We start from the raw sequence: 24,010 nt of genomic DNA, 5'->3' as shown, positions 1-24,010 counted from the left end.
CCCGCTGTTCCTAACCCCGCGGGCATGCAGGCAGAGATCGTCCCCGACAGCGAGCGCGTTCCCGATAGCCAGTATGGGGGCCTCGTCGGACGCCTGCCCCCGACGCTGCGCGGACTCGCGCTGCTCGCGCGGTTCGATCGGCCGATCGGCTGGTGGCTGTTGTTCTGGCCGGGCGCGTGGGGGATCGCGCTCGCCGGCGCGGCGGTCGCGCGTTGGGACCTGATCCTGTGGTTCCTGCTCGGCAGCATCGCGATGCGCGGGGCGGGATGCGTGTTCAACGACATCGTCGACCGCGATCTCGACGCGCAGGTCGCGCGCACGCGGGCCCGGCCGATCCCGAGCGGCCTGGTGTCGATCAGGCTCGCCTGGGTCTGGCTCGTCGCCCTGTGCCTGGTCGGGCTCGTCGTGCTGCTGCAACTCACGCCGTTCGCCGCGGTGGTCGCGCTCGCCAGCCTCGCGCCGGTGGCCGCCTACCCGTTCATGAAGCGGATCACCTGGTGGCCGCAGGCGTGGCTCGGGCTCGTCTTCTCCTGGGCGCTGCTGGTCGGGTGGAGCGACATCGCAGGTCAGCTCTCGGCGCCGATGTGGCTGCTCTATGCCGGGTCGATCGCCTGGGTGATCGGCTATGACACAATCTATGCGCTGCAGGACCGCGAGGACGATGCGATGATCGGCGTCCGGTCGTCCGCGCTGCGGATGGGGCGTCATGTGAAAGGCGGGGTCGCCACGTTCTACGGCGTCGCGCTGGCGTTCTGGGCCGGCGCCTTCTGGCTGATGCGCCCCGATCCGCTCGTGATCGCGACGCTCTTGCCGATCGCGCTGCATCTCGGCTGGCAGGTCGTGACGCTCAGGCCCGACGACGGCGCCGGCGCGCTCGCGCGGTTCCGCAGCAACCGGTTCGCCGGGCTGCTGATGTTCCTCGCCTGTATGGTTGTCGGCACGAGCCTCTGACCCTAAGTCGGGCGGATGCTGACCCCCGACCAAGCCCGCGACCGCGCCACCGATATCGTCGCGCGCGCCGCCGCCGCGGGCGCCGATGCCGCGGACGCCGTCTTTGCCGCCGACGCCGCGCTCGACGTCTCGATCCGCCTCGGCAAGCTCGAGGATGTCGGGCGGTCGGAGAGCGAGGAACTGGGGCTGCGCGTGTTCGTCGGACGGCGATCCGCGAGCGTGTCGAGCACCGACCTGTCGAGCGCCGCGATGGATGCGCTGGTCGAGCGCGCGGTGGCGATGGCACGCGAAGCGCCCGAGGATCCCTGGGCTGGCCTGGCCCCGCAGGACCGGCTGCTGCACGGCGCGCCGCCGCAGCTCGACCTCGACGATGGCGGCGAGGTCAGTCCCGAGCAGCTCCGCGACGCCGCGCGTGCCGCGGAGGATGCCGCGCGCGCGGTGCCCGGCGTGACCAACAGCGAGGGCGGCGGCGCCAGCATGTCGCGCAGCGTCTGGGCGCTGGCAACGAGTCACGGCTTCGCCGGCGCCTATGCCGCGACCGGCCACGGCATCTCGGCGAGCGTGGTGGCCGGCGAAGGCGGCGGCATGCAGCGCGACTATGCCTACAGCAGCGCCCGCCGCCGCGCGCATCTCGAATCGCCCGAGGTGATCGGCCGGCGTGCAGGCGAACAGGCGGTCGCGCGGCTCAACCCGGGGCGGCTGGCCAGCGGGCCGATGACGGTGGTCTACGACCCGCGCGTCGGCGGATCGCTCGTCGGCCATCTGATCGGTGCGATCTCGGGCTCGTCGATCACGCGGAAAACGAGCTTCCTGCTCGAGGCGCTCGGCACGCAGGTGTTCGCGCCCGGCGTGACGATCCGCGACGATCCGCACCGCCCGCACGGGCTGCGCTCGCGACCGTTCGACGGCGAGGGGCTGCCGGTGTCGCCGACCGCGATCATCGAGGCGGGGATGCTGGAGAGCTGGCTGCTCGATTCGGCGTCGGCCCGCCAATTGGGCCTGTCGCCGACGGGCCATGCGGCGCGCGGCGTCGGCGGCAATCCGGGCGTCTCGACCAGCAACGTGTTCATGGAGGCGGGGCGTGTTCCCCCGGCGACCTTGGTCGAGGACATCGTCTCGGGCGTGTACGTCACCGAACTGATGGGCGGCGGCGCGAACGGCGTAACGGGCGACTATAGCCGCGGCGCGGCGGGCTTCAGGATCGAGAACGGCGTGATCACCGAGCCGGTCGCCGAGTTCACGATCGCGGGCAACGTCCGCGACATGTTCCTGGCGCTGACCCCCGCCAACGACCTGGAGTTCCGCTACGGCGTCAACGTGCCGACGCTGCGCGTCGAGGGGATGACCGTCGCGAGTGGCTGACCGCGCGATCCTGGATGCGGTCGCAAGGATCGCGGCCGAGGCGGGGCAGATGGCGCTCGCCCGGTTCGACACCGACTTCCGCCGCTGGGAGAAGACGCCCGGCAGCCCGGTGTGCGAGGTCGACCTCGACGTCGACGCGATGCTCAAGGCGCAGCTGTCCGCGTTGCTCCCCGACGCCGGCTGGCTGTCGGAGGAGACCGCCGACAATCCCGACCGGCTCGCGCGCGACCGCGTCTGGGTGGTCGATCCGATCGACGGCACCCGCGACTATATCCGCGCGCGGCCCGGCTGGTGCGTGTCGGTCGCGCTGATCGAGCGCGGCGTCGTGACGATCGGCGTGCTCGATGCGCCGTCGCGTGGCGAGCGCTGGCGTGCGGCTCTCGGGCAGGGGGCGACGCGCAATGGCCTGGCACTGCGGGCAGGCGATCGCACACAGTTCGCCGGGTCGCGCGTGCCGAGCGACGCGCTGCCCAAGGCGGACCGCGACCTGACCGCGATCCACAAGCCCAACTCGATCGCGTTGCGCATCGCGATGGTCGCGGCGGACGAGGCGGACCTGGTCGCCACGCTGCGCTGGGGCAATGAATGGGACATCGCCGCCGCCGCGCTGATCGCGAGCGAGGCCGGCGCGGCGGTGAGCGATGCGTTCGGCGGCGCGCTCGCGTTCAACAAGCCGCGGCCCGAGGCATTCGGCGTGCTGGCGAGTGCACCCGGCATCCATGCGGCGGCGGTGGAACGACTGGCCGAACGCGCGGCCGCCGCGACCCGGTAGCAGCAACCGGTCGCGGCTCAGCGATAGCGGTCGATCGCGTCGCCGAGGATCGCGACCCAGTTATGCTTGCGATCCTCATAGACGGAGAAGAGCGGCGGCGGGAACGCGGGGTCCGCGAACGCCCCGATCGGGATCGCGGTCGTGCCCGGCAGGCTCTCGTTCGAGAACGATATCGTCGCGCCGCAGGTACCGCAGAACCGGAAGGTGGCCCGCGAGCCGCTGTCGCCGGTGTGCGACCATTCGCGGAACTCGCCCGTCAGGCAGACTTGTGCATCGGGGTAGCGTGCCTGCGCCGCGAACGCGCTGCCGGACCGTTTCTGGCAGGCGAGGCAATGGCAGACCGAGATGCGGACGGGATCGCCCGTACAGACGACGGTCAGCTGGCCACAGCGACAGGTTGCCTTGCGAGCGGTCATGGGCGTTCCGCAGCGAGTCGTCAGCGCTCGTTCTCGTCCTTGTATTTGAGTTCGAGAAAGCGCCCGCGCGTCGACAACGTGTCGAGATCGGCCTGCGCCAGCCGCGTGGTCATGTCGGCGATCTCCTGTTCGATCAGCGACAGGCCGGCGACGAGCTCGGCATCGGGCGAGCGGCCGTTGCGCGGCGTGGTGCGGAGCGACGGCGGTACGCGCGCGTAATCCTTGACGAAGGCGGGTAGCTGTTCGCCGATCAGTTTCCGCACCTCCTGTGCGGCCTCACCGTCATCGTCGACCGCGACGAGCTGTGGCGACAGCGTTTCGAGGCGCAGGCCGATGCGGTCGACAAGTGTCACCGCGGGCGCGGGGAGGGCGGGGCGCTGCGCGTCGAGCCAGCGTTCGGTCTGCGCGGGCAAGGCCTTGATATCGACCGAGGCGAGGCGCTCGGGGGTCGGTGCGGTCTCCGCCGGCCAGACCGCGAACAACAGTGTCGCCGCGATCAGCAACGCCATCACCAGCAGCGCGCCCATGATGCCGAGCGGCACGACCATGCCGATCGCCACCGCCGCGACCAGGATCGCGCCGTCGGCGACCGCGATCCGTGTCAGCCGCTTGCCGATCGCCTGTGTGGTGCGACGACGGCTGCGGGTGTCAGCGCGGGCGATCGAGAGCGGTGCGGACCGGTCCTCGGAAATCCGCGCCCAGGAACTGCGCGCGCTGGCGATGGCGTCGTCGACTTCGCTCATGGGATCAGAGCGACTCCAGCTTGAACTGCGGGCCCGGGCCGTTCAGCGACCCCTGCGTCGCGCCCTCGGCGCGCGCGATATAGCCGCGCGACTTGTCGACCTCGTTCGACAGCGCGCCGACCGTGGTCTTCATGCTGTCGAGCGCCTTCAGCTTGAACGTGTCGATCGCGTCCATCGTGTCGTAGATGTTCTGGAACGCGCGCTGCAGCGTCTCGAGCGGGATGGTCGACGCGGCGGCCTGTTCGTGGATCGTCGCGGTCTGCGACTTCAGCAGCTTGCCGGTCGAATCGATGATGTTCGCGGTCGTGGTGTTGAGCGCGGTGATCTGTTCGAGCACCAGCCGCTGGTTGGTCAGCGCCTGCGCCACCGTCACTGCGGTGCGCAGCGCGGACACGGTGGTGGTCGAGGCGCGGTCGACGCCCTTCACCAGCTCGACATTGTTCTTCTTCACCAGATCGAGCGCGAGATAGCCCTGCACGGTCACCGCCATCTGAGTCAGCAGGTCCTGCGTTCGCTGGCGCGTGTAGAAGAGCGCGGTCTCGCGGATCGCCTTGGCCTTGGCGGGGTCGGTGTGGTCGAGCTCGTTCGCGACGTCCTCGAGTCTCGCGTCCATCGTCTTCGACAGATGGATCATCTGTTCGAGCCGCCCCATCGCCGCCCACAGGTTGCTGCGCTCGGTATCGATCGCGGCATTGTCCATCAGCAGCTCGTCCTTGCCCGAGGACAGGCTCTTCAGGATCTGCGCGATGTGCGTCTGCGACGATTTGTAGCCGTCGAAATAATTGCGCATCTTGCTGCCGAACGGGATGATCCCGAACAGCTTCTGCGGCGCGGTGAGGTTGCCCTTCTTGCCGGGGTCGAGATCCTCGACGACGCGGCGCAGCGCGGCGAGGTCCTTGCCGACGCCGGTCTCCTGATCCATCGCCTTGACCGGGCGGTCGAGGAAGCGGTTCGATTGGCCGGCGGCCTCGCGGATCTCCTTGGCGCCCATCGCGGTGATCGCGTCGACGCGCTTGCCGAATTCGGGGGAGTTCACGTCCTGGGCGACGAGGTCGCTGACGAAGCCCGCGACGCGTTCGTCGAGCTGCGACTTCACGCCGGAATCGACGGGGACGAGCCCGGCGGCGCGTTCGGCCGAGACCGTGGGCACGGGATCGGGCGGTGTCAGCACGAGCTCTTTCTCGGGGCTCAGCGTGTCGGGGGTCGTCGCCATGTCGGTCTCCAGATCAGCGGTGCGCATGGTGACGGCAACCGGCGCTGCGTTCAAGTGGTATATGGGGGTAATACACTGCGATAATCCTCCCCCGCCAGGGGGAGGTGGCAGGCGTAGCCTGACGGAGGGGGCGGATCGGGTCACCTCTGTTTCGTGTCCTCCCCCTCCGTCACCTTCGGTGCCACCTCCCCCTGGCAGGGGAGGATCGTAAGGGGGCCGCCTTGAAACCGGCCGCCTGCGTCAACAGCTGGAAGGCTCCCAAGGAGATTTCCATGCGTGCCATCGGCTATACCCGCTCGCTCCCCATCGACGACCCACAGTCGCTGGTCGACATCGACCTCCCCAAGCCCGAAGCGACGGGCCGCGACCTACTCGTCGCGGTGAAGGCGGTGTCGGTGAACCCGGTCGACGCCAAGATCCGCCAGCGCCGCGTGGACGCGGACGGGGCGTGGCAGGTGCTCGGCTGGGACGCGGCGGGGGTGGTCGAGGCGGTCGGGCCCGACGTCACCGGTTTCGCGATCGGCGATGCGGTCTACTACGCCGGCGCGCTCGACCGGCCGGGGACCAATGCCGAATATCACTTGGTCGACGAGCGGCTGGTCGGCGCCAAGCCGGCCTCGCTCGACTGGGCGCAGGCGGCGGCGTTGCCGCTGACCGCGATCACCGCGTGGGAGGTGCTGTTCGACCGGCTGGCCGTCAACACGCCGGTGCCGGGCGGTCGCCGGGCGATCCTGATCGTCGGGGGCGGGGGCGGGGTCGGCTCGATCGCGGTGCAGCTCGCGCGGACGCTGACCGACCTGACCGTGATCGCCACCGCCTCGCGCGACGAGACGCGCGACTGGGTTCGCGATCTAGGGGCGCATCACGTGATCGACCACGGCAAGCCGCTCGCCGCGCAGGTCGAGGCACTGGGCCTGGGCGCGCCCGAGTTCGTGTTCTCGACAACGCATACCGATTCGCATCTGGCGGAGATCGTCGACCTGATCGCGCCGCAGGGGCGGTTCGCGCTGATCGACGACCCCGAGGTGCTCGACGTCGTGCCGTTCAAGCAGAAATCGGTGTCGATTCACTGGGAGCTGATGTTCACCCGGTCGCTGTTCGAGACCGCGGACATGGGCGAGCAGGGCCTGATCCTCGCCGAAGTCGCGCGACTGGTCGATGCGGGCCGGCTGAGGACCACGCTCGGCGAGGCTCTCGGGGCGATCAATGCCGCGAACCTGCGCCGTGCGCATGCGCGAGTCGAAAGCCATACGGCCAAGGGCAAGGTCGTGCTCGAGGGGTTCGGCTGACGCTCCCTCTACCACCGTCATCCTGACGAACGTCAGGATCCAGAGCCAAGCACGGTACCGCGCGTGACCCTGGATCCTGACTTTCGTCAGGATGACGGATCTTTCGTGCGGATGGCGAGCGAGCGAACCCACTACGGCGATCCAGCCCTGATCCAGACCGAGGCTTCCCGCGGCGCAACAATTCCGCTATGGGCGCGCCCAGCTATATCCACGCACCTTCAGGAATTTTCATGAGCCTCCGCAATGTGGCGATCATCGCGCACGTCGATCACGGCAAGACGACGCTAGTCGACCAGCTCTTCCGCCAGTCCGGCACCTTCCGCGACAACCAGCGCATCGAAGAGCGCGCGATGGACTCGAACGACCTCGAGAAGGAGCGTGGGATCACGATTCTCGCCAAGCCGACCTCGGTCGACTGGACGCCCCCGGGCGAGAGCGAGAGCATCCGCATCAACATCGTCGACACCCCCGGCCACGCCGATTTCGGCGGCGAAGTCGAGCGCATCCTGTCGATGGTCGACGGCGTCGTCCTGCTGGTCGATTCGTCGGAAGGCGCGATGCCGCAGACCAAGTTCGTGACCGGCAAGGCGCTGGCCCTCGGCCTCAAGCCGATCGTCGTCGTCAACAAGGTCGACCGCAACGACGCGCGCATCCAGGAAGTGCTCGACGAGGTGTTCGACCTGTTCGTGTCGCTCGATGCGAACGACGACCAGCTCGATTTCCCGGTGCTCTACGCATCGGGTCGTAACGGCTATGCCTCGACCGACATGGACGCGCGCGAAGGCACGCTGATCCCGATGTTCGAGACGATCGTGAAGCACGTGCCCGCGCCGAAGGTCGAGGTCGAGGGCGTGCCCTTCACCTTCCTCGTCACGTTGCTCGACCGCGATCCGTTCCTCGGCCGCATCCTGACCGGCCGCGTGAATTCGGGCTCGATCAAGATCAACACCCCGATCCATGCGCTCAACAACGACGGCAAGATCATCGAGACCGGCCGTGCGTCGAAGATCCTGTCGTTCCGTGGCCTCGATCGCGTTCCCGTCGACGAAGCCAAGGCGGGTGACATCATTTCGCTCGCCGGCCTGTCGGTCGCGACCGTCGCCGACACGATCGCGGACATCACCGTGACCGAGCCGCTGCACGCGCAGCCGATCGATCCCCCCACGCTGTCGATGCGCTTTGCCGTGAACGATTCGCCGATGGCGGGCCGCGAGGGCACCAAGGTGACCAGCCGCATGATCCGCGAGCGGCTGTTCCGCGAAGCCGAGTCGAACGTCGCCGTGAAGGTGACCGAGGCGTCTGACAAGGACAGCTTCGAAGTCGCCGGCCGCGGCGAGCTCCAGCTCGGCGTGCTGATCGAGACGATGCGCCGCGAGGGCTTCGAGCTCGGCATCAGCCGCCCGCGCGTGCTGTTCGGCGAGGATGAGGACGGCAAGAAGACCGAGCCGTACGAGACCGTGATCATCGACGTCGACGAGGAGCATTCGGGCACCGTCGTCGAGAAGATGAACCTGCGTAAGGCCGAGCTGACCGACATGCGTCCGTCGACCGGCGGCAAGACCCGGATCACCTTCTCGGCACCGTCGCGCGGGATGATCGGCTATCACGGCGAGTTCCTGTCGGACACGCGCGGCACGGGCATCATGAACCGGCTGTTCGAGAAGTACGGTCCGCACAAGGGCAACATCGAGGGCCGCAAGAACGGCGTGCTGATCTCGAACGGGTCGGGCGAAGCGAACAACTACGCGCTGGGTCCGCTCGAAGAGCGCGGCATCCTGTTCGTGGGACACGGCGAGGCGCTCTATGAGGGCATGATCGTCGGCGAGAACGCCAAGCCGGACGACCTCGAGGTCAACCCGATGAAGACCAAGGCGCTGACCAACTTCCGCGCCTCGGGCGGCAAGGACGACCAGGTCCGCCTGACCCCGCCGAAGCGCGCGACGCTGGAGCAGGCGATCGCGTACATCGACGACGACGAGATGGTCGAAGTCACGCCGAAGTCGATCCGCCTGCGCAAGCGGTTCCTGGACGCGAACGAGCGCAAGCGCGCGAGCCGGGCTAAGCAGAGCGCCTGAGGCCAGCACGGCGAAGCCGGCTGAGCCTCAGGCGCTCGGCCGGCCTCGCCAAAGCGAGGTCCGACGACGCGGCTTCGCCGCGGCGCGCTGAACATAGAAAAGGGGCCGGGAGGAATCTCCCGGCCCCTTTTTCTTGCCCGTTACTCCGTGCGCCAGTTCCCCGTCATCCCGGGCTCGTCCCGGGATCCAGAGCCACGAGCGCTGGCGCCCGTAACCCTGGATCCCGGGACAAGCCCGGGATGACGGAGTTAGTCGCCGGCCGCCCCTACCTTAATACGCCGCCGACAGCGTCAGGAACCACTGCCGCGGCGCGATCGGATAGGCCGAGTAGCTGTTGGTGGCCGATCCGACCGACAGCGTCGACGCACCCTTCTTGTCGGTGAGGTTGGTCACGTTCAGCGCCAGCTCGAGCTTGCTGAGCGGCAGCGTCCCTTCCGGAAGCCGCGCCGCGACCCGCAGCGACGTCAGGAAATACGACGCGACGCTCGCATCGTTGCTGAAGGTGGCGAAGCGTCGCCCGACATAGTCGCCGATCAGCTGCGCCTCGAACGGGCCTCCTGCGAGCGTGGCGACGGTCTTGTTCATCCATTTCGGCGTGCCGGGCAGCTGTTTGCCACAGGTCGGCACGACCCCGTTGGTGACGAGAAAGCCGCCGATGCAGCTGTCCGTCGCGCCGCCGATCCCGGTCGCGGTCGAGGTATAGTCGCTCTGGTATTTCGACAGGTTGTACGACGTGGCGTTGTAGAGCGAGAAGGCGCGGCCGAGGTGCAATGTGAAGGCTGCGTCGACGCCGTCGGTCTTGACCGAGCCGACATTGACCAGGATCGACGTGCCCCCGGTGATCGCGCCGCCGGCGATGCCGCCGGGATTGGTCGAGATCGCGAGCAGGCGGTTGTCGAACACGACGTGGTAGTAATTGACCTGCGCCTCGAGCCGGACGTCGCCGCCGAAGCCGCGCTTGGTGCGCAGACCGCCTTCATAGGTCCAGCTGCTCTCGGGCTTGCCGTCCGCGGCGAACGCGTCGAACGCCGCCTGGCTGCCGGTGAACCACGGGCCGCCGCCGCCGGCGAGATAGGCGGGATATTGCCGCAGGTTCTTCTGCGCGTTGAAATAGACCTCTTCATGGCCGTTGAAGTCGTAGGTCGCGCCGGCGGCGGGCAGGAACCAGCGCAGCGTGTTGATCTTGCCCTCGGGCAGGCCGCCGGTCAGCCCCGACAGCGAGCCGAGCCTGGGCTGTACCGGGAAGCGCCCGTCGGCCCATTGCGCGCTGGTCTTGAAGCCGGCCTGGACGACCAGCTGGTCGAGCGCCTGCCAGGTGTCCTGGACGTGGAGCTGCAGCGTGTTGATCCGCGCGTCGCCCTGATATTGCGTGAACAGCGGCGCGGCGGCCTCGAGCGGGCGGATGTACGGCGTGCTCGATGCCGGGTTGTTGACGTCGACGCCGTACCAGCGGCGCCACTGCGTCGTGCTGTTGTGCTCGAACCAGCCACCGAGCTCGACCTTGTGCGCGCCGGCGTCGATCGCGAGCGCCGAGATCACGCCTTCGCGGTCGATGCGGTATTCGGTGGTACGCGTGATCAGCCCCGATCCGCCGGTCGCCGCGACCAAGGCCGCGCCCGACGCGCTCGCCTGCGCCGCGGTCAGCGCGGTGCAGGCGGCGGGCCTGATGCCGTTGGCGTTGCTGGTGAAGCGGCAGTTGCTCGGCAGCGTCGCATAGGCGGGGTCGAGATAGGCCTGCGCGGTGGTGATCGACTGGCCGAGCGGGCCGGCGACGACGCCGGCGCCGTCATTGTGATGGAAATAGCCGGTGGTCGACCAGGTGACGTGCTGCGACAGATGCGCGTCGTAGCGGGCATAGCCGAGATAGTCGGTGCGCTGCGCGTCGGAATAATAGTTGCGGTAGTTGCCGCCCTCGGCGCTCGGGCTGTTGCCGAGCGGGCTCAGATAGCTGCCGCGGTAGGTGGTGAAATCGGGATAGAAGAACGGCTTGGTATAGGGCGTGTAGAGCTGCACCGCGCTCGCCGTGCCGCCGGCCGAGGGCTTGAAGAAGACGGTCGCGTCCTCGTTCGGCTGGGTGAAGTCGTTATAGTCGAAATAGAGCGTCAGCTTGCCGACATGGTCGTCGTGCACGAACTTGGCATTGGCCTGGTAGCCGCCCTGGATGCCGTCGAAATCCCAGGCGCGGGCGCGCTGGCGTGCGCCCGAGACATAGGCGCTGTTGGTGCCGCCGAAGGTGCCGGTGTCGATCCGCACGAAGGTGCGTGACGTGTCGTAGCTACCGACGGTCTGCGTCGCCTGGACGCCCAGTTTGGCGAGCGGGTTGGACGAGAAGGTCTCGACCGTGCCGCCGAGATTGCTGTTCGATGCGGTCGCGAGATCGCCCGCGCCGGTCGCGACGACGATTCGCCCGACATTCTCCGAGATCACCGCGCGCTGCGGCGACAGGCCGTTATAGTTGCCATAGCTCTGGTCGCCGAGGGGCACGCCGTCCATCGTGTAGCCGAGCTGGTTACCCGCGAACCCGTGAATGAAGATCTGCGCGTTCTGCTCGTTATACCCCCAGGGATCGGCGGTGATGTAGAGCACGCCGGGCAGCGTCTGGATCGCCTTCGGCGGCGAGATGCCGGGCAGGATCTTCTGGATCTCGGCCTGCGCGATCGCGGTGGCCGAGCGGGTCGTCTTCGCCGTGACGACGATCGCCGAGGCTGTGTCGGGCTCTGAGGCGGTTTCGGGCGCGGCCGTATCGAGCGCCGCGATTTCCGTTGACTGGGCAGAGGCGGGCGCGGTCGCGAACAAGGCGGCGGCGAGCGCGAACAGGCTCGAAGTGTGTCGGATCATGGATGGCCCCCCCGGGTATTGGATGTGTGCGATGCAGCAGGCCGCCCTTTGGCGATGATCCGTGACCGTTGCGGGACGGTACCGTTACGGGAACGTGACGATTGATTTTGTCGGTGGTCGTCCGGGCGCGAAAACTTCAGGCGCGCCCCTATGGAGTTCCCCACGAACCTCACTTATAGACCGCGGACCCCGGCGCTCCGTGCCGCGGGGCGTATGCGGGCGTGGTGGAATTGGTAGACGCGCCGGACTCAAAATCCGGTTCCGAGAGGAGTGTGGGTTCGATTCCCACCGCCCGCACCATCAGGGTTGAGGAGCGGCATGACCGAGAGCTATGACGTCCTGATCGTCGGCGCCGGGCATGCCGGCGCGCAGGCCGCGATCGCGCTACGCCAGCGCAAGTTCGCCGGCACCATCGCGATGGTCGGCGACGAACGCGAACTCCCCTATGAGCGCCCGCCACTGTCGAAGGACTATCTGGCGGGGGACAAGCCGTTCGAGCGCATCCTGATCCGCCCGGCCGCCTTCTGGGCGGAGCGCGAGATCGTGACGATCCTCGGCAACCGGGTCGAGACGGTCGATCCAGTCGCGAAGACGGTCACGCTCGGGGACGGGGCCGTGATCGGCTATGGCGCGCTGATCTGGGCGACCGGTGGGTCGCCCCGGCGGCTGACCTGCACCGGCAACGCGCTGCGCGGCGTGCATGCGGTGCGCAACCGCGCCGATGTCGACCGGATGATCGCCGAACTGCCCGACGTGACGCGGATCGTGGTGATCGGCGGCGGCTATATCGGGCTCGAGGCCGCGGCGGTGCTGACCAAGATGGGCAAGCCGGTGACCGTGCTGGAAGCGCAGGACCGCGTGCTCGCGCGCGTCGCCGGAGAGCCGCTGTCGCGCTTCTTCGAGGCCGAGCACCGCGCGCACGGCGTCGAGATCCGGCTGAACGTGACGGTCGCGTGTATCGAGGAACGCGACGGGGCGGCGGTCGGCGTCCGGCTCGCGGACGACACCATCCTCGATTGCGAAATGGTGATCGTCGGGATCGGCATCGAGCCCGCCGTCGCAGCCGTGCTGGCGGCCGGCGCGGACGGCGGGAACGGCGTCGCGGTCGATGCGCAGTGCCGCACCTCGCTGCCCGACGTGTACGCCATCGGCGACTGCGCCGCGCATGCGAACCGCTTCGCCGACTGCGCGACGATCCGGCTGGAATCGGTGCAGAACGCGAACGACCAGGCGAACACCGTCGCCAAGCTGCTGACCGGCGCGCCCGAGCCCTATGACGCGGTGCCGTGGTTCTGGTCGCATCAATACGACCTGAAGCTGCAGACCGTCGGCCTGTCGATCGGCCACGACGCCGCGATCGTCCGCGGCGACCCGGCCGCGCGCGCCTTTTCGGTGGTCTATCTGAAGGCGGGGCGGGTGGTCGCGCTCGACTGCGTCAACGCCACGCGCGACTATGTCCAGGGACGTGCGCTGGTCGAGCGCGGTGCGATCGTCGACCCCGTGCCGCTCGCCGACGCCGCGGTTCCGCTCAAGACGCTGGCGTAGCCCCCCGCGTCACCGCTAGGATGGAAAAAACAACGAGAGGATTTTCCATGAAGCTGGCCAGCCTCAAGAGCGGACGCGACGGTGCGCTCGTCGTGGTGTCGACCGATCTCGCCTGGTGCGCCGACGCCGCGCATATCGCGCCGACGCTGCAGGCCGCGCTCGACGACTGGGACGCGCTGGCGCCCGCGCTCGAGAATCTCTCGATCGATCTCGAGCACGAGATGATCCCGATGCGGCGGTTCCACGAACATGGCGCGGCGTCGCCGCTGCCGCGCGCGTATCAATGGGCGGACGGATCGGCCTATGTGAACCATGTCGCGCTGGTGCGCCAGGCGCGCGCGGCGGAGATGCCCGACAGCTTCTGGCACGACCCGCTGATGTACCAGGGCGGGTCGGACGGGTTCCTGGGGCCCCGCGATCCGATCCCGCTCGCCGACGAGTCCTGGGGCTGCGACATGGAGGCCGAGGTGGTCGTCGTCACCGGCGACGTGCCGCTGGGCGCGACGCGCGACGAGGCGCTGGCGGCGATCCGGCTGGTCGGGCTGACCAACGACGTCTCCCTGCGTAACCTGATCCCCGGCGAGCTCGGCAAGGGCTTCGGCTTCTTCCAGTCGAAACCCGCCAGCGCCTTCTCGCCGGTGTTCGTGACGCCGGACGCGCTCGGCGACTGGTGGCGGGACGGCAAGCTGCACCGCAGGCTGATGGTCGACCTCAACGGCCAGCCGTTCGGCCGCGCCGAGGCGGGCGAGGACATGACGTTCGACTTCGGCACGCTCGTCGCGCACGCCGCCAAGACCCGCGCACTGGGCGCGGGGACGATCGTCGGGTCGGGCACCGTGTCCAACCGCGGGCCCGATGGCGGTCCGGGCAAGACGATCGCGGCGGGCGGCGTCGGCTATTCCTGCCTCGCCGAACTGCGCACGATCGAGACGATCGAGGGCGGCAAGCCGGTGACGCCGTTCCTGAAGGCCGGCGACACGGTGAAGATCTGGGCCGAGGACGACAAGCACCGGCCGATCTTCGGGACGATCGAGCAGGTGGTGGGGTAACCGTTCCCCCGCGAACGCGGGGGCCCGGGAGTCTCGAGCGGTACCGCCCGGGACCCTGAACCCCCGCCTTGCGGGGGAACGGAAGCGCACGACAAAGCTTGTAATTTAATAACAAAGCTAAGAAAGGGCTGTCCACGCGTAGAAGCGCGGAGACTTAGGAGAATCGCGTGGCGACCGAGCATTTGCGCGCCAATCTGCAGCCGTTGTCGCTGCATGTGCCAGAACCGAAATTCCGCCCCGGCGACGCCGTGGACTTCGCCGCCGTCGACGTACCGCCCGCAGGCGCCGCGCGCCGCCCGGATACCGCCGACAAGCCCGACAGCTTCCACGACCTGGCCTACACGCTGATCCGCGTGCTGGACGACCAGGGGAACGCGGTCGGGCCCTGGGACCCCAAGCTTTCGCCCGACGTGCTGCGCCGTATGCTGCGCAGCATGGTTTTGCTGCGCGCGTTCGACGAGCGCATGTTCCGTGCACAACGACAGGGCAAGACGAGCTTCTACATGAAGGCGCTGGGCGAGGAGGCGGTCGCGGTGTCGGCGGCCTATGCGCTCGATTACGACGACATGTGCTTCCCGTCCTACCGCCAGCAGGGCCTGCTGATCGCGCGGAACTGGAGCCTCGTCGACATGATGAACCAGATCTATTCGAACAGCGCCGACCGCCTGCAGGGCAAGCAGCTGCCGATCATGTATTCGGTCAAGGAAGCCGGGTTCTTCTCGATCTCGGGCAACCTCACGACGCAATATCCGCAGGCCGTCGGCTGGGCGATGGCGAGCGCGGCCAAGGGCGACACGCGGATCGCGGCGACCTGGTGCGGCGAGGGATCGACCGCAGAGGGCGACTTCCACTCGGCGTGCACCTTCGCCAGCGTCTACCGTGCGCCGGTGATCTTCAACGTCGTCAACAACCAGTGGGCGATCTCCAGCTTTTCGGGGTTCGCCGGCGCGGAATCGACGACCTTCGCGGCGCGCGCGATCGGCTACGGCATCGCCGGGCTGCGCGTCGACGGCAACGACGCGCTCGCGGTCTATGCGGCGACGCAGTGGGCGGCCGAGCGCGCGCGGACCAACCAGGGGCCGACGCTGATCGAGCATTTCACCTATCGCACCGAAGGCCATTCGACCTCCGATGATCCCGGCCAGTATCGCAGCGCGGGCGAGCCGACAGCGTGGCCGCTCGGCGACCCGATCGTGCGGCTGAAGGACCACCTGATCGCGATCGGCGAATGGGACGAAGACCGCCACGCGGCGCAGGACAAGGATGTCGCCGACGAGGTGAAGGCGGCGCAGAAGGAAGCCGAAAAGAACGGCATCCTCGGCCACGGCCTGCACCAGCCGCTCGACACGCTGTTCGACGGCGTGTTCGAGGAAATGCCCTGGCACCTGCGCGAGCAGCAAGCGCAGATGATCGCAGAAGAGACGGCGTCCGGCCGTCCGTGGGATCGCAAGTGATGGGTGGTGGCGTGCCGCGAGCGCTTCGTCACCCCGGACTCGTTCCGGGGTCCACCGTGCGGCGTACCAACCGGCCTGAGAGTGTGCGGAACGGTGGATGCCGGAACGAGTCCGGCATGACGGAGTGGATGGTGTGAGCGAAGTGACCGAACAAGAGACCATCGAAGCGGCGGATGGCGGCACCACCCGCATGAACATGATCCAGGCGATCAATTCCGCCATGGACGTGATGATGGAACGCGATCCGAACGTGATCGTGATGGGCGAGGATGTCGGCTATTTCGGCGGCGTCTTCCGCGCCACCGCCGGGCTGCAGGCGAAACACGGCAAGACGCGCGTGTTCGACACGCCGATCACCGAATGCGGCATCATCGGCGTCGCGGTCGGCATGGGCGCGTATGGCCTGCGCCCGGTGCCCGAGATCCAGTTCGCCGACTATATCTACCCCGCGCTCGACCAGCTCGTGTCCGAAGCGGCGCGGCTGCGCTATCGCTCGGCGGGCGAGTTCACCTCGCCGATCACCGTGCGCTCGCCGTTCGGCGGCGGCATCTTCGGCGGCCAGACGCACAGCCAGAGCCCCGAGGGACTCTTCACGCACATGTCGGGTATCAAGACGGTGATCCCGTCGACGCCGTACGACGCGAAGGGCCTGCTGATCGCCGCGATCGAGGACAACGACCCGACGCTCTTCTTCGAACCCAAGCGCATCTACAACGGCCCGTTTGACGGGTACTGGGACCGCCCCTCGCAGAACTGGTCGAAGCATCCCGCGGGCGAGGTCCCGACCGGCTATTACAAGATCGAGCTCGGCAAGGCGAAGGTCGTGCGCGAGGGGCAGGCGCTGACGATCCTCGCCTATGGCACGATGGTGCATGTCTGCACCGCGGTCGTTGCCGAGGCCGGGATCGACGCCGAGATCGTCGACCTGCGCACGCTGGTGCCGCTCGACATCGAGACGATCGAGGCGTCGGTGAAGAAGACCGGACGCTGCATGATCGTCCACGAGGCGACGCGCACCAGCGGCTTCGGCGCCGAGCTGTCCGCGATCGTGCAGGAACGCTGCTTCTACCACCTCGAGGCGCCGATCGAGCGCGTCACCGGTTTCGACACCCCGTACCCGCACAGCCTTGAATGGGCATATTTCCCGGGCCCCGTCCGCATCGGCGAGGCGCTCAAGAAAATCATGAAGGACGCATAATGGCTCGCTTTACCTTCAAGCTGCCGGACATCGGCGAAGGCATCTCCGAGGCCGAGATCGTCGCGTGGCACGTCGCGATCGGCGACCGCGTCGAGGAAGACCAGGGCATCGCCGACATGATGACCGACAAGGCGACCGTCGAGATGGAATCGCCGGTGTCGGGCGTCGTAATCGAGCTGGCGGGCGAGGTCGGGGACCAGGTCTCGATCGGCGCCGCGCTGGTGGTGATCGAGACCGATGCGGTGGTTGCGGACGACGCGGAAGTCGTGGCGGCACCGCCGACGCCCGCGCAGGTCGAGACGGCCGAGCAATATGAGGCGGAGAATCCGGGGGTCGAGGAAGTCGCCACCGAAACTCCCCTCCCGCTCGGAACCGGTTCCCCGGCGAATGCCGGGGCCCAGCTGGGGGACTCGGGTAACGACGCGCAGCCCGCCGTTACGACCACCTCTCCAACTGGGCCCCGGCCTTCGCCGGGGAGCGGCGAGGGGCAGGGCGCTGCACCCAAAACCCACGCCCTCGCATCCCCCGCGGTCCGCGCCCGCGCGCGCGACCTCGGGATCGATCTCGCCTCGGTGAAGACCGACGCCGACCGCGTCCGCCACAGCGATCTCGACGCGTATCTGCGCTACGGGTCGGGCGAGGGCTATCACGCCCCCAACGCGTCGCGTGCCCGCGCCGACGAGCCGATCAAGGTCATCGGCATGCGCCGCCGCATCGCCGAGAACATGGCGGCGTCGAAGCGGGCGATCCCGCATTTCACCTATGTCGACGAGATCGACGTGACCGCGCTCGAAGCGATGCGCGCCGACCTCAACGCCAACCGCGGCGCGCGGCCGAAGCTCACCATGCTGCCGCTGATGATCGTCGCGATCTGCAAGACGATCCCCGACTTCCCGATGATGAACGCGCGCTACGACGACGAGGCGGGCGTGGTCACGCGGCACGGCCAGATCCATCTGGGCATGGCGGCGCAGACCGATGCGGGGCTGACCGTCCCCGTGATCCGCGACGCGCAGGACCGCAACGTCTGGCAGCTCGCGACCGAGATCACGCGCCTCGCCGAGGCTGCGCGCGCGGGCAAGCTGGCGCCCAGCGAAATGGGCGGCGGCACGATCACGGTCACCTCGCTCGGGCCCTTGGGCGGCATCGCGACGACGCCGGTGATCAACCGGCCTGAGGTCGCGATCATCGGGCCGAACAAGATCGTCGAGCGCCCGGTGTTCCGGGGCGACGAGGTGGTGCGGGCGAAGCTGATGAACCTGTCGATCAGCTGCGACCACCGCGTCGTCGACGGCTGGGACGCGGCGAGCTTCGTCCAGGGGATGAAGAAGTATCTGGAGACCCCGGTCCTGCTGTTCGCGGACTAGTGTCAAGGAAGGGGGTACTGCATCCTGTCCTCACCCTTCCCACCCGGCTGCGCCGGGCGGGCCCCTTCCCTCTCCCATCGGGAGAGGGAGAGACGCCGAAGGCGGCGATGGGTGAGGGCAGGGCAGTGTTGCCGAGCTACCCCCGCGCCTTCTGCAGCGACCCCGCGATCCGCCGCGCCAGCGCGCGCGGCGTGAAGCGGATGCCCTGCGCCATCGCCCTGTTCATCACGCCCGATACCTTCACCGCCTGGTTCGCCTCCAGCGCGGCGAGGCCGTCGCGCACCACCGCATCGGCATTGCTCGCCAAGCGCTTGAACAGCGCGGTGTCGCCCAGCCCGGCGACCTCGGCGAACTCGGTCCGCGTCGGTCCGGGGCATAGCGCGGCGACGCGGATGCCCTTGTCCTTGACCTCCTCGTGCAGCGCTTCGGAAAAGCTCAGCACGAAGGCCTTGCTGGCATAATAGACCGCCATCCACGGTCCCGGCTGGAACGAGGCGACCGAGGCGAGGTTGAGGATCGCGCCCGAGCGCCGTGCGATCATCTGCGGCAGCACGCCGTGTGCGAGCGCGACCAGCGCGCGACAGTTGAGATCGATCATCCCGAGCTGCACCGCGCCGTCGAGCTCGGCCACCGCGCCGCGCGCGCCAAAGCCGGCGTTGTTGATCAGCGTGTCGATCGTGAGGCCGGCGGCGGCGATGTCGGCGAGGAGCTTGGCGGGGGCTTGCGGATCGGCGAGATCGGCGGCGAACACCGCGACAGTGATGCCGTGCGCGGCGCGCAGCTCCGTTGCCAGCGTTTCGAGGCGATCGGCGCGGCGCGCGGTGAGGATCAGGTCGGTACCCTTGGCGGCGAGCGCCCGCGCGAAGCCTTCGCCGAGTCCCGCCGACGCGCCCGTGATCAGTGTGATGGTCATGCGCGTCTCCTTCGTCGGCCCATCCCCAATCCGTCACTCCAGCGCAGGCTGGGGTCTCCCGTTGCAGCCCACCCGGCCCGAACGGGGAGACCCCAGCCTGCGCTGGGGTGACGGACTTGGCAACGCGGGGCGGCTTCGGGAATGGGGGGCAACACGCAAACTAGAGCGGCGGTGTTGGCAATGTGGGACAAACGTCCACCACGGCGGTTGCCCTTCCACCTACCCCCGATCGAGCCACCCGCCGCGGAACCCCGCGCGCTCCAGTCCGCGGCGGATGTGGGGATGGCGGCGCATCGTCTTCCAGATCAGGCCGGAGCGCAAATTCTCGATCCCCGCGACGATCGGGCCCTGGTCGATGCCGATGTAATCGTCGTCGACCCAGCCGGTACCGGGAAGTATCTTGCCGTGCTTGAGCGGCGGCGTGCCCTCCGACAGCGTCGGGTTGAACGAGTCGAGGAACCCGTATTTTCCGTAGATGTCGGGGCCATAGCGCCGGTGCATCGCCTCGATCGCGGGGACGCAAATGTCGGGCGCGAACGCGATCGATCCGGCCGCGGCGGTGGGCGCGATCGTGCCGTCGTCGCGGTCGCCGGGGCCGCGCGCGGAATAGCTGTAGAAGTCGCGCTTGCGCCCCGCGATCTGCTGGCTGAAATCGCCCGGCCCGTCGCATGCGGTCAGCCCCCAGACGTCGGCGTCATAGCCCTTCCATCCGCCCGGATTGGCGATCGCATAGGCACGCTGCGCGCGCGTCGCGCGGATGCTGTTCTCGAAATAGTCGATGTTCTTCGCACCGATGAACCGATCGCGGATGCCGCGGAAATCGACCCAGACATGGCTGTACTGGTGGCCGAACATCGGGCCGAAATGCGCGTGCGCCTGCTCGCCCTCACCGGACCAGGCCTTTTCGAACGTCTCGGTCCACATGTCCCAGCGTTCGGCCGGGATCGGGTACGTCGGCGATCCCAGCGCCAGCACGTAGAGCAGCATGCTCTCGTTGTAGATGTTCCAGTCGTCGGCGATGAAGCCGCTCTCGGGGTGCCAGCCCATTGCGAGATAGCGCTGACGCGGCGTGATCCAGTCCCATTCGACCGCGAAATACAGCTTGTCGGCGAGTTCGCGGATGCGGATCTCGTCGGGGTGCTCGTCGTCGAACCACGCCTGCGCGAACAGCACGCCGCCCAGCAGCAGCGCGGTGTCGATCGTCGACAGCTCCGAGCGCGCGAACCGCTGGCCCTTGGTGGTGCCGAGGAAGTGGTAGAAGAACCCCTTGTACCCGCTCATTCCCGTGGGCGCGTCGCCCTGCGGCGCGCGCGCGAAGAATTCGAGCGTGGCGAGCGTGCGTGTCCGTGCCTGCGCCCGGCTGATCCAGCCATGGACGACGCCGATCGGATAGGCGGTGAGCGCGAACCCGACCGCGGCGATCGAGGCGAAGGACGGCGTCGGCCAGCGATCGGGCGCGAGGCCGGTCAGCGGGTCGGTGGTGTCCCAGAAATAGCGGAAGGCGCGTTCCTGCAGGTCGCCGACCAGGTCCAATTTGGGCGCGAGCCCGATCGGCCGCCGCACGCTGGCGCACCCGCCGAGAGCGAGTGCGCTGGCGCCGAGGAAGTGGCGGCGGTCGAGGCGTTGGGGCAATCCGGCATCGTCGATGTCATCGGTCATGGTAAACCAACGAACGAGGGCCGGTCCGGGTGCCCGCCGTCCCGGTCAGAACCGATAGCCCGCGCGGAACTGGAAGCGGCGGGGCAGCGTCTGCAGGCCCGTCGGCGCGTTGGTGGTCGTGTTGAACGAATAGCTCTCGCCGACCCCCAGGAACCCCGAATAGCCGGTGTAGTTCTTGTTGTTGAACGCGTTGAGCAGGTCGACCGCGACGTTGATGTTGTGCGTGCCGAAGACCTTGATGTTGTTCTGCAACGTCAGGTTGACCTCGCAGAACGCGAACACGCCCTTGATGCAGTTCTTCGGGCGGTACAGCGAGCGGATCACCTGCTGGTTGACGCTGGTGCCGGCGGTCTGATCGAGCAGCTGGAACGCGGTGCCGCTGCCGAGCGTGGTCAGCGTCGACAGCTGGAAACCGAGCGGCAGATCGCCGATTCCCGAGAGCACGATGCGGTGGCGTTCGTCCTGGTCGGCGATCGGGCGCCAGCCATATTTGTCGGGCGTGACCTTATCGAGGCTGAACAGGTCGCCACCGTCCTGCTCGGCCTTGGACAGCGTATAGGCGATGTTGAAGCCCCAGCCCGACGCCTGCGTATAGTCCTTGTCGAGCGTGAAGAGCAGCGCCTTGTAGCGCGTGCGCAGCCCGTCATAGCCGATCAGCACGTTGCCATAGCCGTTGGCGCGGGGGATCGTCGTGTCGCAGCACGACCCGTCGGCGTTGCGCGTCGCGAACAGGTGCGTGTAGCCGTTCTGGCCGCGCACATAGGATCCCGTGACCGAGGCGCGGAACACGCCGAACTTCTGGCGCAGGCCGAGGCTGAACTGGTCGGTCGACGGCGCCTTGGCATCGTTCTTGACCGCGAACAGCTCGGGCAGGCCGGTCTGCGCGGTCTGGCGCAGCGCGAGCAGCCCGTCGCGCGTCAGATAGGCCGGGTCCCACCGCACCGTCGGGTTGCCGTCGCGCGGCTGTCCGTCGCGCGAGAAATAGAACACGCCGGTCGCGTATTGCAGGCGGAATTGCTCGTCGAGCGTGTTGTTGAACACGTTGCGGTCGAAATATTTGCCGTAGCCGCCGAACACCACGGTGCGCTGGTCGTCGTTGAAGTCGTAGCTGAAGCCGATGCGCGGCTGGAACATGTCCTTGCGCGTCGGGCGGTCGCTGCCGTCGGTGATGTAATCCGCCGGATCGAAATAGTCGGTCCTGGGCAGCGCGCTGATCGTCGCGATCGCCGAGCCGGGGCTGCGATACTTGTTGTTGAACAGGTTGCTCTCGTAATCCCAACGGATGCCGGCATTGATCTGCAGCTTGTCGGTGACGTCCCAGTCGTCCTGCAGGTACAGGCCGAGCTGCGAGTTGGACGCGATGATCCGCGGGTTGCCGACGCCGATCTGCGCGGTCGCGGGGAAGTCGAAACTGAGCCCCCGGGTCGCGTCGGTCTGGAAGAAATAGCGTGGCTGGACGAACAGGTTCTTGGTGAAGTCGTAATCCTGGAACGCGAAGCGGATGCCGCCCTTGATCACGTGACCCGCGAGGCCGTTATAGGTCAGGTCGTCGCGCAGGACGTAGCTCTGCTGGCTGATCTTCTGCGTCGAATCCTTGCCGCCGAAGGTGATGACGCCCTGATATTCGAAGCTCGGATCGTCGGGGTTGAGCGACGACGGGTTATAGACCGTGTCGAGATAGGTCAGGTTCGCCTCGTTGACGAAGCTGTCGCCGGTATAGGTCCACTTGTAGGTATAGGTGTCGGTCTTGTTGATCTTGTTGACCGCCGCCGAATAGGCGATGTTCGCCGAGCCGAAATTGGCGCCGAAGCCAGTGACGTCGGTCTCTTCGCGGCGGCTGAACGACAGGTCGAACACCTGGCGCTCGTCGGGGGTGAAGGTCAGCTTGCCGAAGTAGAAATCGCCGCGATACGGGCTGACATAGGTGCCTTCATACTGGCCGAACGCCGCGGCGTTGGCAGGAGTGCGGTTGCCGACCGTGACGCTCGATGCGCGATCCTGGTCGTTGCCTTCGTACGCGCCGAAGAAGAACAGTTTGTCCTTGATGATCGGGCCGCCGAGCGAGATGCCGTACTGCTTGCGCTCGAACTTCGGTTTGCCCCGGCCCGCGCGCTGGTCGATGATGCTGGCCGCAGTCAGGCTGCGGTCGGTATACTGGCCGAACATCTCGCCGTGGAAGTCGTTGGTGCCCGACTTGGTGATCGCGGTGACGATCGCCGAGCCCGCCTGTTCGTACTCCGCCTTGTAGTTCTGCGTCAGGACGCGGAACTCGCCGACCGCGAGCTGCCCGAACGGGTTGCCGCGGCTGTCGGTCTGGCCGGCGATGCCACCCAAGGTCTGGCTCTTGAGGCTGGTCCCGTCGATGAAGACGTTGACCTGGCTCGCGGGCGAGGCGCCCGAGACGATGCCCTTGTTGGTCTCGCTGTCGTTGTAGCGCACGCCGGGCGCGAGTGCCGCGAAGGTCAGGAAGTTGCGATCGCCCTGCGGCAGGATGCGGATCTGGTTCTGGCTGACGTTGGTCGCGACTTCGCTGGTCTTGGTCTCGACGAGGCGGTTGCCGGTGACGACGATCTCGTCGCTGGACGCGGTCGTGGGCGTGGCATCGTCCGGCGCGGCGACGGTGCCGTCAGCAGCGGGGGCGGGGGCGGGGGCGGGGGCAGCAGCCGCAGCGGTCAGGACGACGTTCAGCGTGGTCGCCTGACCGACGCCGACGATCACCGCCTGTTCGAACGTCGCGCCGTTCGGGCCGGTCGCGGTGATGGTGTATTGCGCGGGGCGCAGCCCGTTCAGCACATAGTTGCCGCTTGCCGACGACGTCGCGCGCACGGTCTGGTTGGTGCCGCGATTGACCGCGACGACGGTTGCGCCCGCGACCGGTGCGCCGGCGCCGTCGCGCACCTGGCCGCGGATCGACGCGGTCGTGGTCTGCGCGGCAGCGGGCACGGCGAGTGCCAGGCTGGCGCCGAGGATGGTCGTCGTCGCGAGGGCGGCGCGGAGCGCCACCGATCTCATCATGGTCATTGTCGCGTGTCCCTGTCTGACGACGGGGGCGTGCGGCGCGCAGTCGTCCCTGCCGGCCCGATGGGCGGCATGCGCGTGACGCGCTGGCGACTGTCGCGGCCCCATGGCCCCTCGTCCTGCTCCTGTCCGGGCCGTGCGTCTGACG

17 protein-coding genes and 1 tRNA gene are annotated in these 24,010 nt (G+C 68.1%); 11 read left to right on the top strand and 7 right to left on the bottom strand.

All coding sequences use genetic code 11. From position 1 onward, the window contains the following. Window positions 1–24 precede the first annotated feature (24 nt). Genes ubiA through FSB78_RS12415 form a run of 3 tightly spaced genes read left to right on the top strand, consistent with a single transcriptional unit; the run spans window position 25 to window position 3,085 of the window. Complete coding sequence (gene ubiA, locus FSB78_RS12425) at window positions 25–951, top strand: 4-hydroxybenzoate octaprenyltransferase (RefSeq protein WP_147082937.1); 927 nt, start codon at window positions 25–27, stop codon at window positions 949–951. A gap of 15 nt (window positions 952–966) precedes the next feature. Further along, window positions 967–2,313 (top strand): TldD/PmbA family protein, encoded by a 1,347-nt coding sequence (locus tag FSB78_RS12420; RefSeq protein ID WP_147082936.1) that lies wholly within the window; start codon window positions 967–969, stop codon window positions 2,311–2,313. Further along, window positions 2,306–3,085, top strand: a complete 780-nt coding sequence (locus FSB78_RS12415) for a 3'(2'),5'-bisphosphate nucleotidase CysQ (protein ID WP_147082935.1) — start codon at window positions 2,306–2,308, stop codon at window positions 3,083–3,085. The genes FSB78_RS12420 and FSB78_RS12415 overlap by 8 nt, the downstream gene beginning before the upstream one ends. A 17-nt stretch (window positions 3,086–3,102) precedes the next feature. On the opposite strand, the gene FSB78_RS12410 is transcribed toward FSB78_RS12415, so the two are convergent. Genes FSB78_RS12410 through FSB78_RS12400 form a run of 3 tightly spaced genes read right to left on the bottom strand, consistent with a single transcriptional unit; the run spans window position 3,103 to window position 5,457 of the window. Further along, window positions 3,103–3,501 (bottom strand): GFA family protein, encoded by a 399-nt coding sequence (locus tag FSB78_RS12410; RefSeq protein WP_147082934.1) that lies wholly within the window; start codon window positions 3,499–3,501, stop codon window positions 3,103–3,105. Window positions 3,502–3,521: 20 nt separating this feature from the next. Beyond that, on the bottom strand, window positions 3,522–4,244 hold the full coding sequence (locus FSB78_RS12405; protein WP_147082933.1) for a hypothetical protein: 723 nt from the start codon (window positions 4,242–4,244) through the stop codon (window positions 3,522–3,524). Between the two features lie 4 nt (window positions 4,245–4,248). Further along, the gene (locus FSB78_RS12400) at window positions 4,249–5,457 is read right to left on the bottom strand and encodes a toxic anion resistance protein (protein WP_147084178.1); all 1,209 of its coding nucleotides are present in this window, start codon (window positions 5,455–5,457) and stop codon (window positions 4,249–4,251) included. A 272-nt stretch (window positions 5,458–5,729) separates the two neighbouring features. On the opposite strand from FSB78_RS12400, the gene FSB78_RS12395 reads away from it, so the two are divergent. Then, window positions 5,730–6,746 carry a zinc-binding alcohol dehydrogenase family protein gene (locus tag FSB78_RS12395; RefSeq protein ID WP_147082932.1) on the top strand — a complete coding sequence of 339 codons (1,017 nt, stop codon included), beginning with the start codon at window positions 5,730–5,732 and terminating at the stop codon, window positions 6,744–6,746. A 230-nt stretch (window positions 6,747–6,976) separates the two neighbouring features. Continuing rightward, window positions 6,977–8,821 carry a translational GTPase TypA gene (gene typA / locus FSB78_RS12390; protein WP_147082931.1) on the top strand — a complete coding sequence of 615 codons (1,845 nt, stop codon included), beginning with the start codon at window positions 6,977–6,979 and terminating at the stop codon, window positions 8,819–8,821. Between the two features lie 270 nt (window positions 8,822–9,091). Here the strand turns inward: typA and FSB78_RS12385 are convergent, their stop codons facing one another. Beyond that, complete coding sequence (locus tag FSB78_RS12385) at window positions 9,092–11,659, bottom strand: TonB-dependent receptor (protein ID WP_147082930.1); 2,568 nt, start codon at window positions 11,657–11,659, stop codon at window positions 9,092–9,094. 215 nt (window positions 11,660–11,874) lie between these two features. Here FSB78_RS12385 and FSB78_RS12380 point away from each other — a divergent pair. From FSB78_RS12380 to FSB78_RS12355, 6 genes are all read left to right on the top strand, one after another. Further along, a tRNA-Leu gene (locus tag FSB78_RS12380) sits at window positions 11,875–11,959 on the top strand. Between the two features lie 18 nt (window positions 11,960–11,977). Continuing rightward, window positions 11,978–13,204, top strand: coding sequence for an NAD(P)/FAD-dependent oxidoreductase (locus FSB78_RS12375; RefSeq protein ID WP_147082929.1), 1,227 nt, complete (start codon window positions 11,978–11,980; stop codon window positions 13,202–13,204). Window positions 13,205–13,251: 47 nt separating this feature from the next. Beyond that, complete coding sequence (locus tag FSB78_RS12370; protein ID WP_147082928.1) at window positions 13,252–14,253, top strand: fumarylacetoacetate hydrolase family protein; 1,002 nt, start codon at window positions 13,252–13,254, stop codon at window positions 14,251–14,253. Window positions 14,254–14,420: 167 nt separating this feature from the next. After that, entirely contained in the window at window positions 14,421–15,707 is a 1,287-nt protein-coding gene (locus FSB78_RS12365; protein ID WP_147082927.1) for a 3-methyl-2-oxobutanoate dehydrogenase (2-methylpropanoyl-transferring) subunit alpha, read from the top strand. Between the two features lie 190 nt (window positions 15,708–15,897). Further along, window positions 15,898–16,905, top strand: coding sequence for an alpha-ketoacid dehydrogenase subunit beta (locus FSB78_RS12360; RefSeq protein WP_147084176.1), 1,008 nt, complete (start codon window positions 15,898–15,900; stop codon window positions 16,903–16,905). Then, a complete protein-coding gene (locus FSB78_RS12355; RefSeq protein ID WP_147082926.1) occupies window positions 16,905–18,272 on the top strand; it encodes a dihydrolipoamide acetyltransferase family protein in 1,368 nt (455 codons plus the stop codon). Before FSB78_RS12360 ends, FSB78_RS12355 begins: the two co-directional genes overlap by 1 nt. A 136-nt stretch (window positions 18,273–18,408) precedes the next feature. Here FSB78_RS12355 and FSB78_RS12350 read toward each other — a convergent pair whose 3' ends face one another. The 3 genes from FSB78_RS12350 to FSB78_RS12340 all read right to left on the bottom strand — a co-directional run bounded on the left by FSB78_RS12350 (window position 18,409) and on the right by FSB78_RS12340 (window position 23,865). After that, window positions 18,409–19,185, bottom strand: coding sequence for an SDR family NAD(P)-dependent oxidoreductase (locus FSB78_RS12350; RefSeq protein WP_147082925.1), 777 nt, complete (start codon window positions 19,183–19,185; stop codon window positions 18,409–18,411). A gap of 219 nt (window positions 19,186–19,404) precedes the next feature. Beyond that, window positions 19,405–20,844: a glucoamylase family protein gene (locus FSB78_RS12345; protein WP_147082924.1), complete on the bottom strand. Its 1,440-nt coding sequence runs from the start codon at window positions 20,842–20,844 to the stop codon at window positions 19,405–19,407. 45 nt (window positions 20,845–20,889) lie between these two features. Beyond that, window positions 20,890–23,865, bottom strand: a complete 2,976-nt coding sequence (locus FSB78_RS12340; protein WP_242008251.1) for a TonB-dependent receptor — start codon at window positions 23,863–23,865, stop codon at window positions 20,890–20,892. Window positions 23,866–24,010 lie beyond the last annotated feature (145 nt).

The sequence above is a fragment of the Sphingomonas ginsenosidivorax genome (genome assembly GCF_007995065.1).
Taxonomy (GTDB): Bacteria; Pseudomonadota; Alphaproteobacteria; order Sphingomonadales; family Sphingomonadaceae; genus Sphingomonas; species Sphingomonas ginsenosidivorax.
Note: the sequence above shows the minus strand (reverse complement) of the source record. Positions and strands in the feature narration are given on the sequence as shown.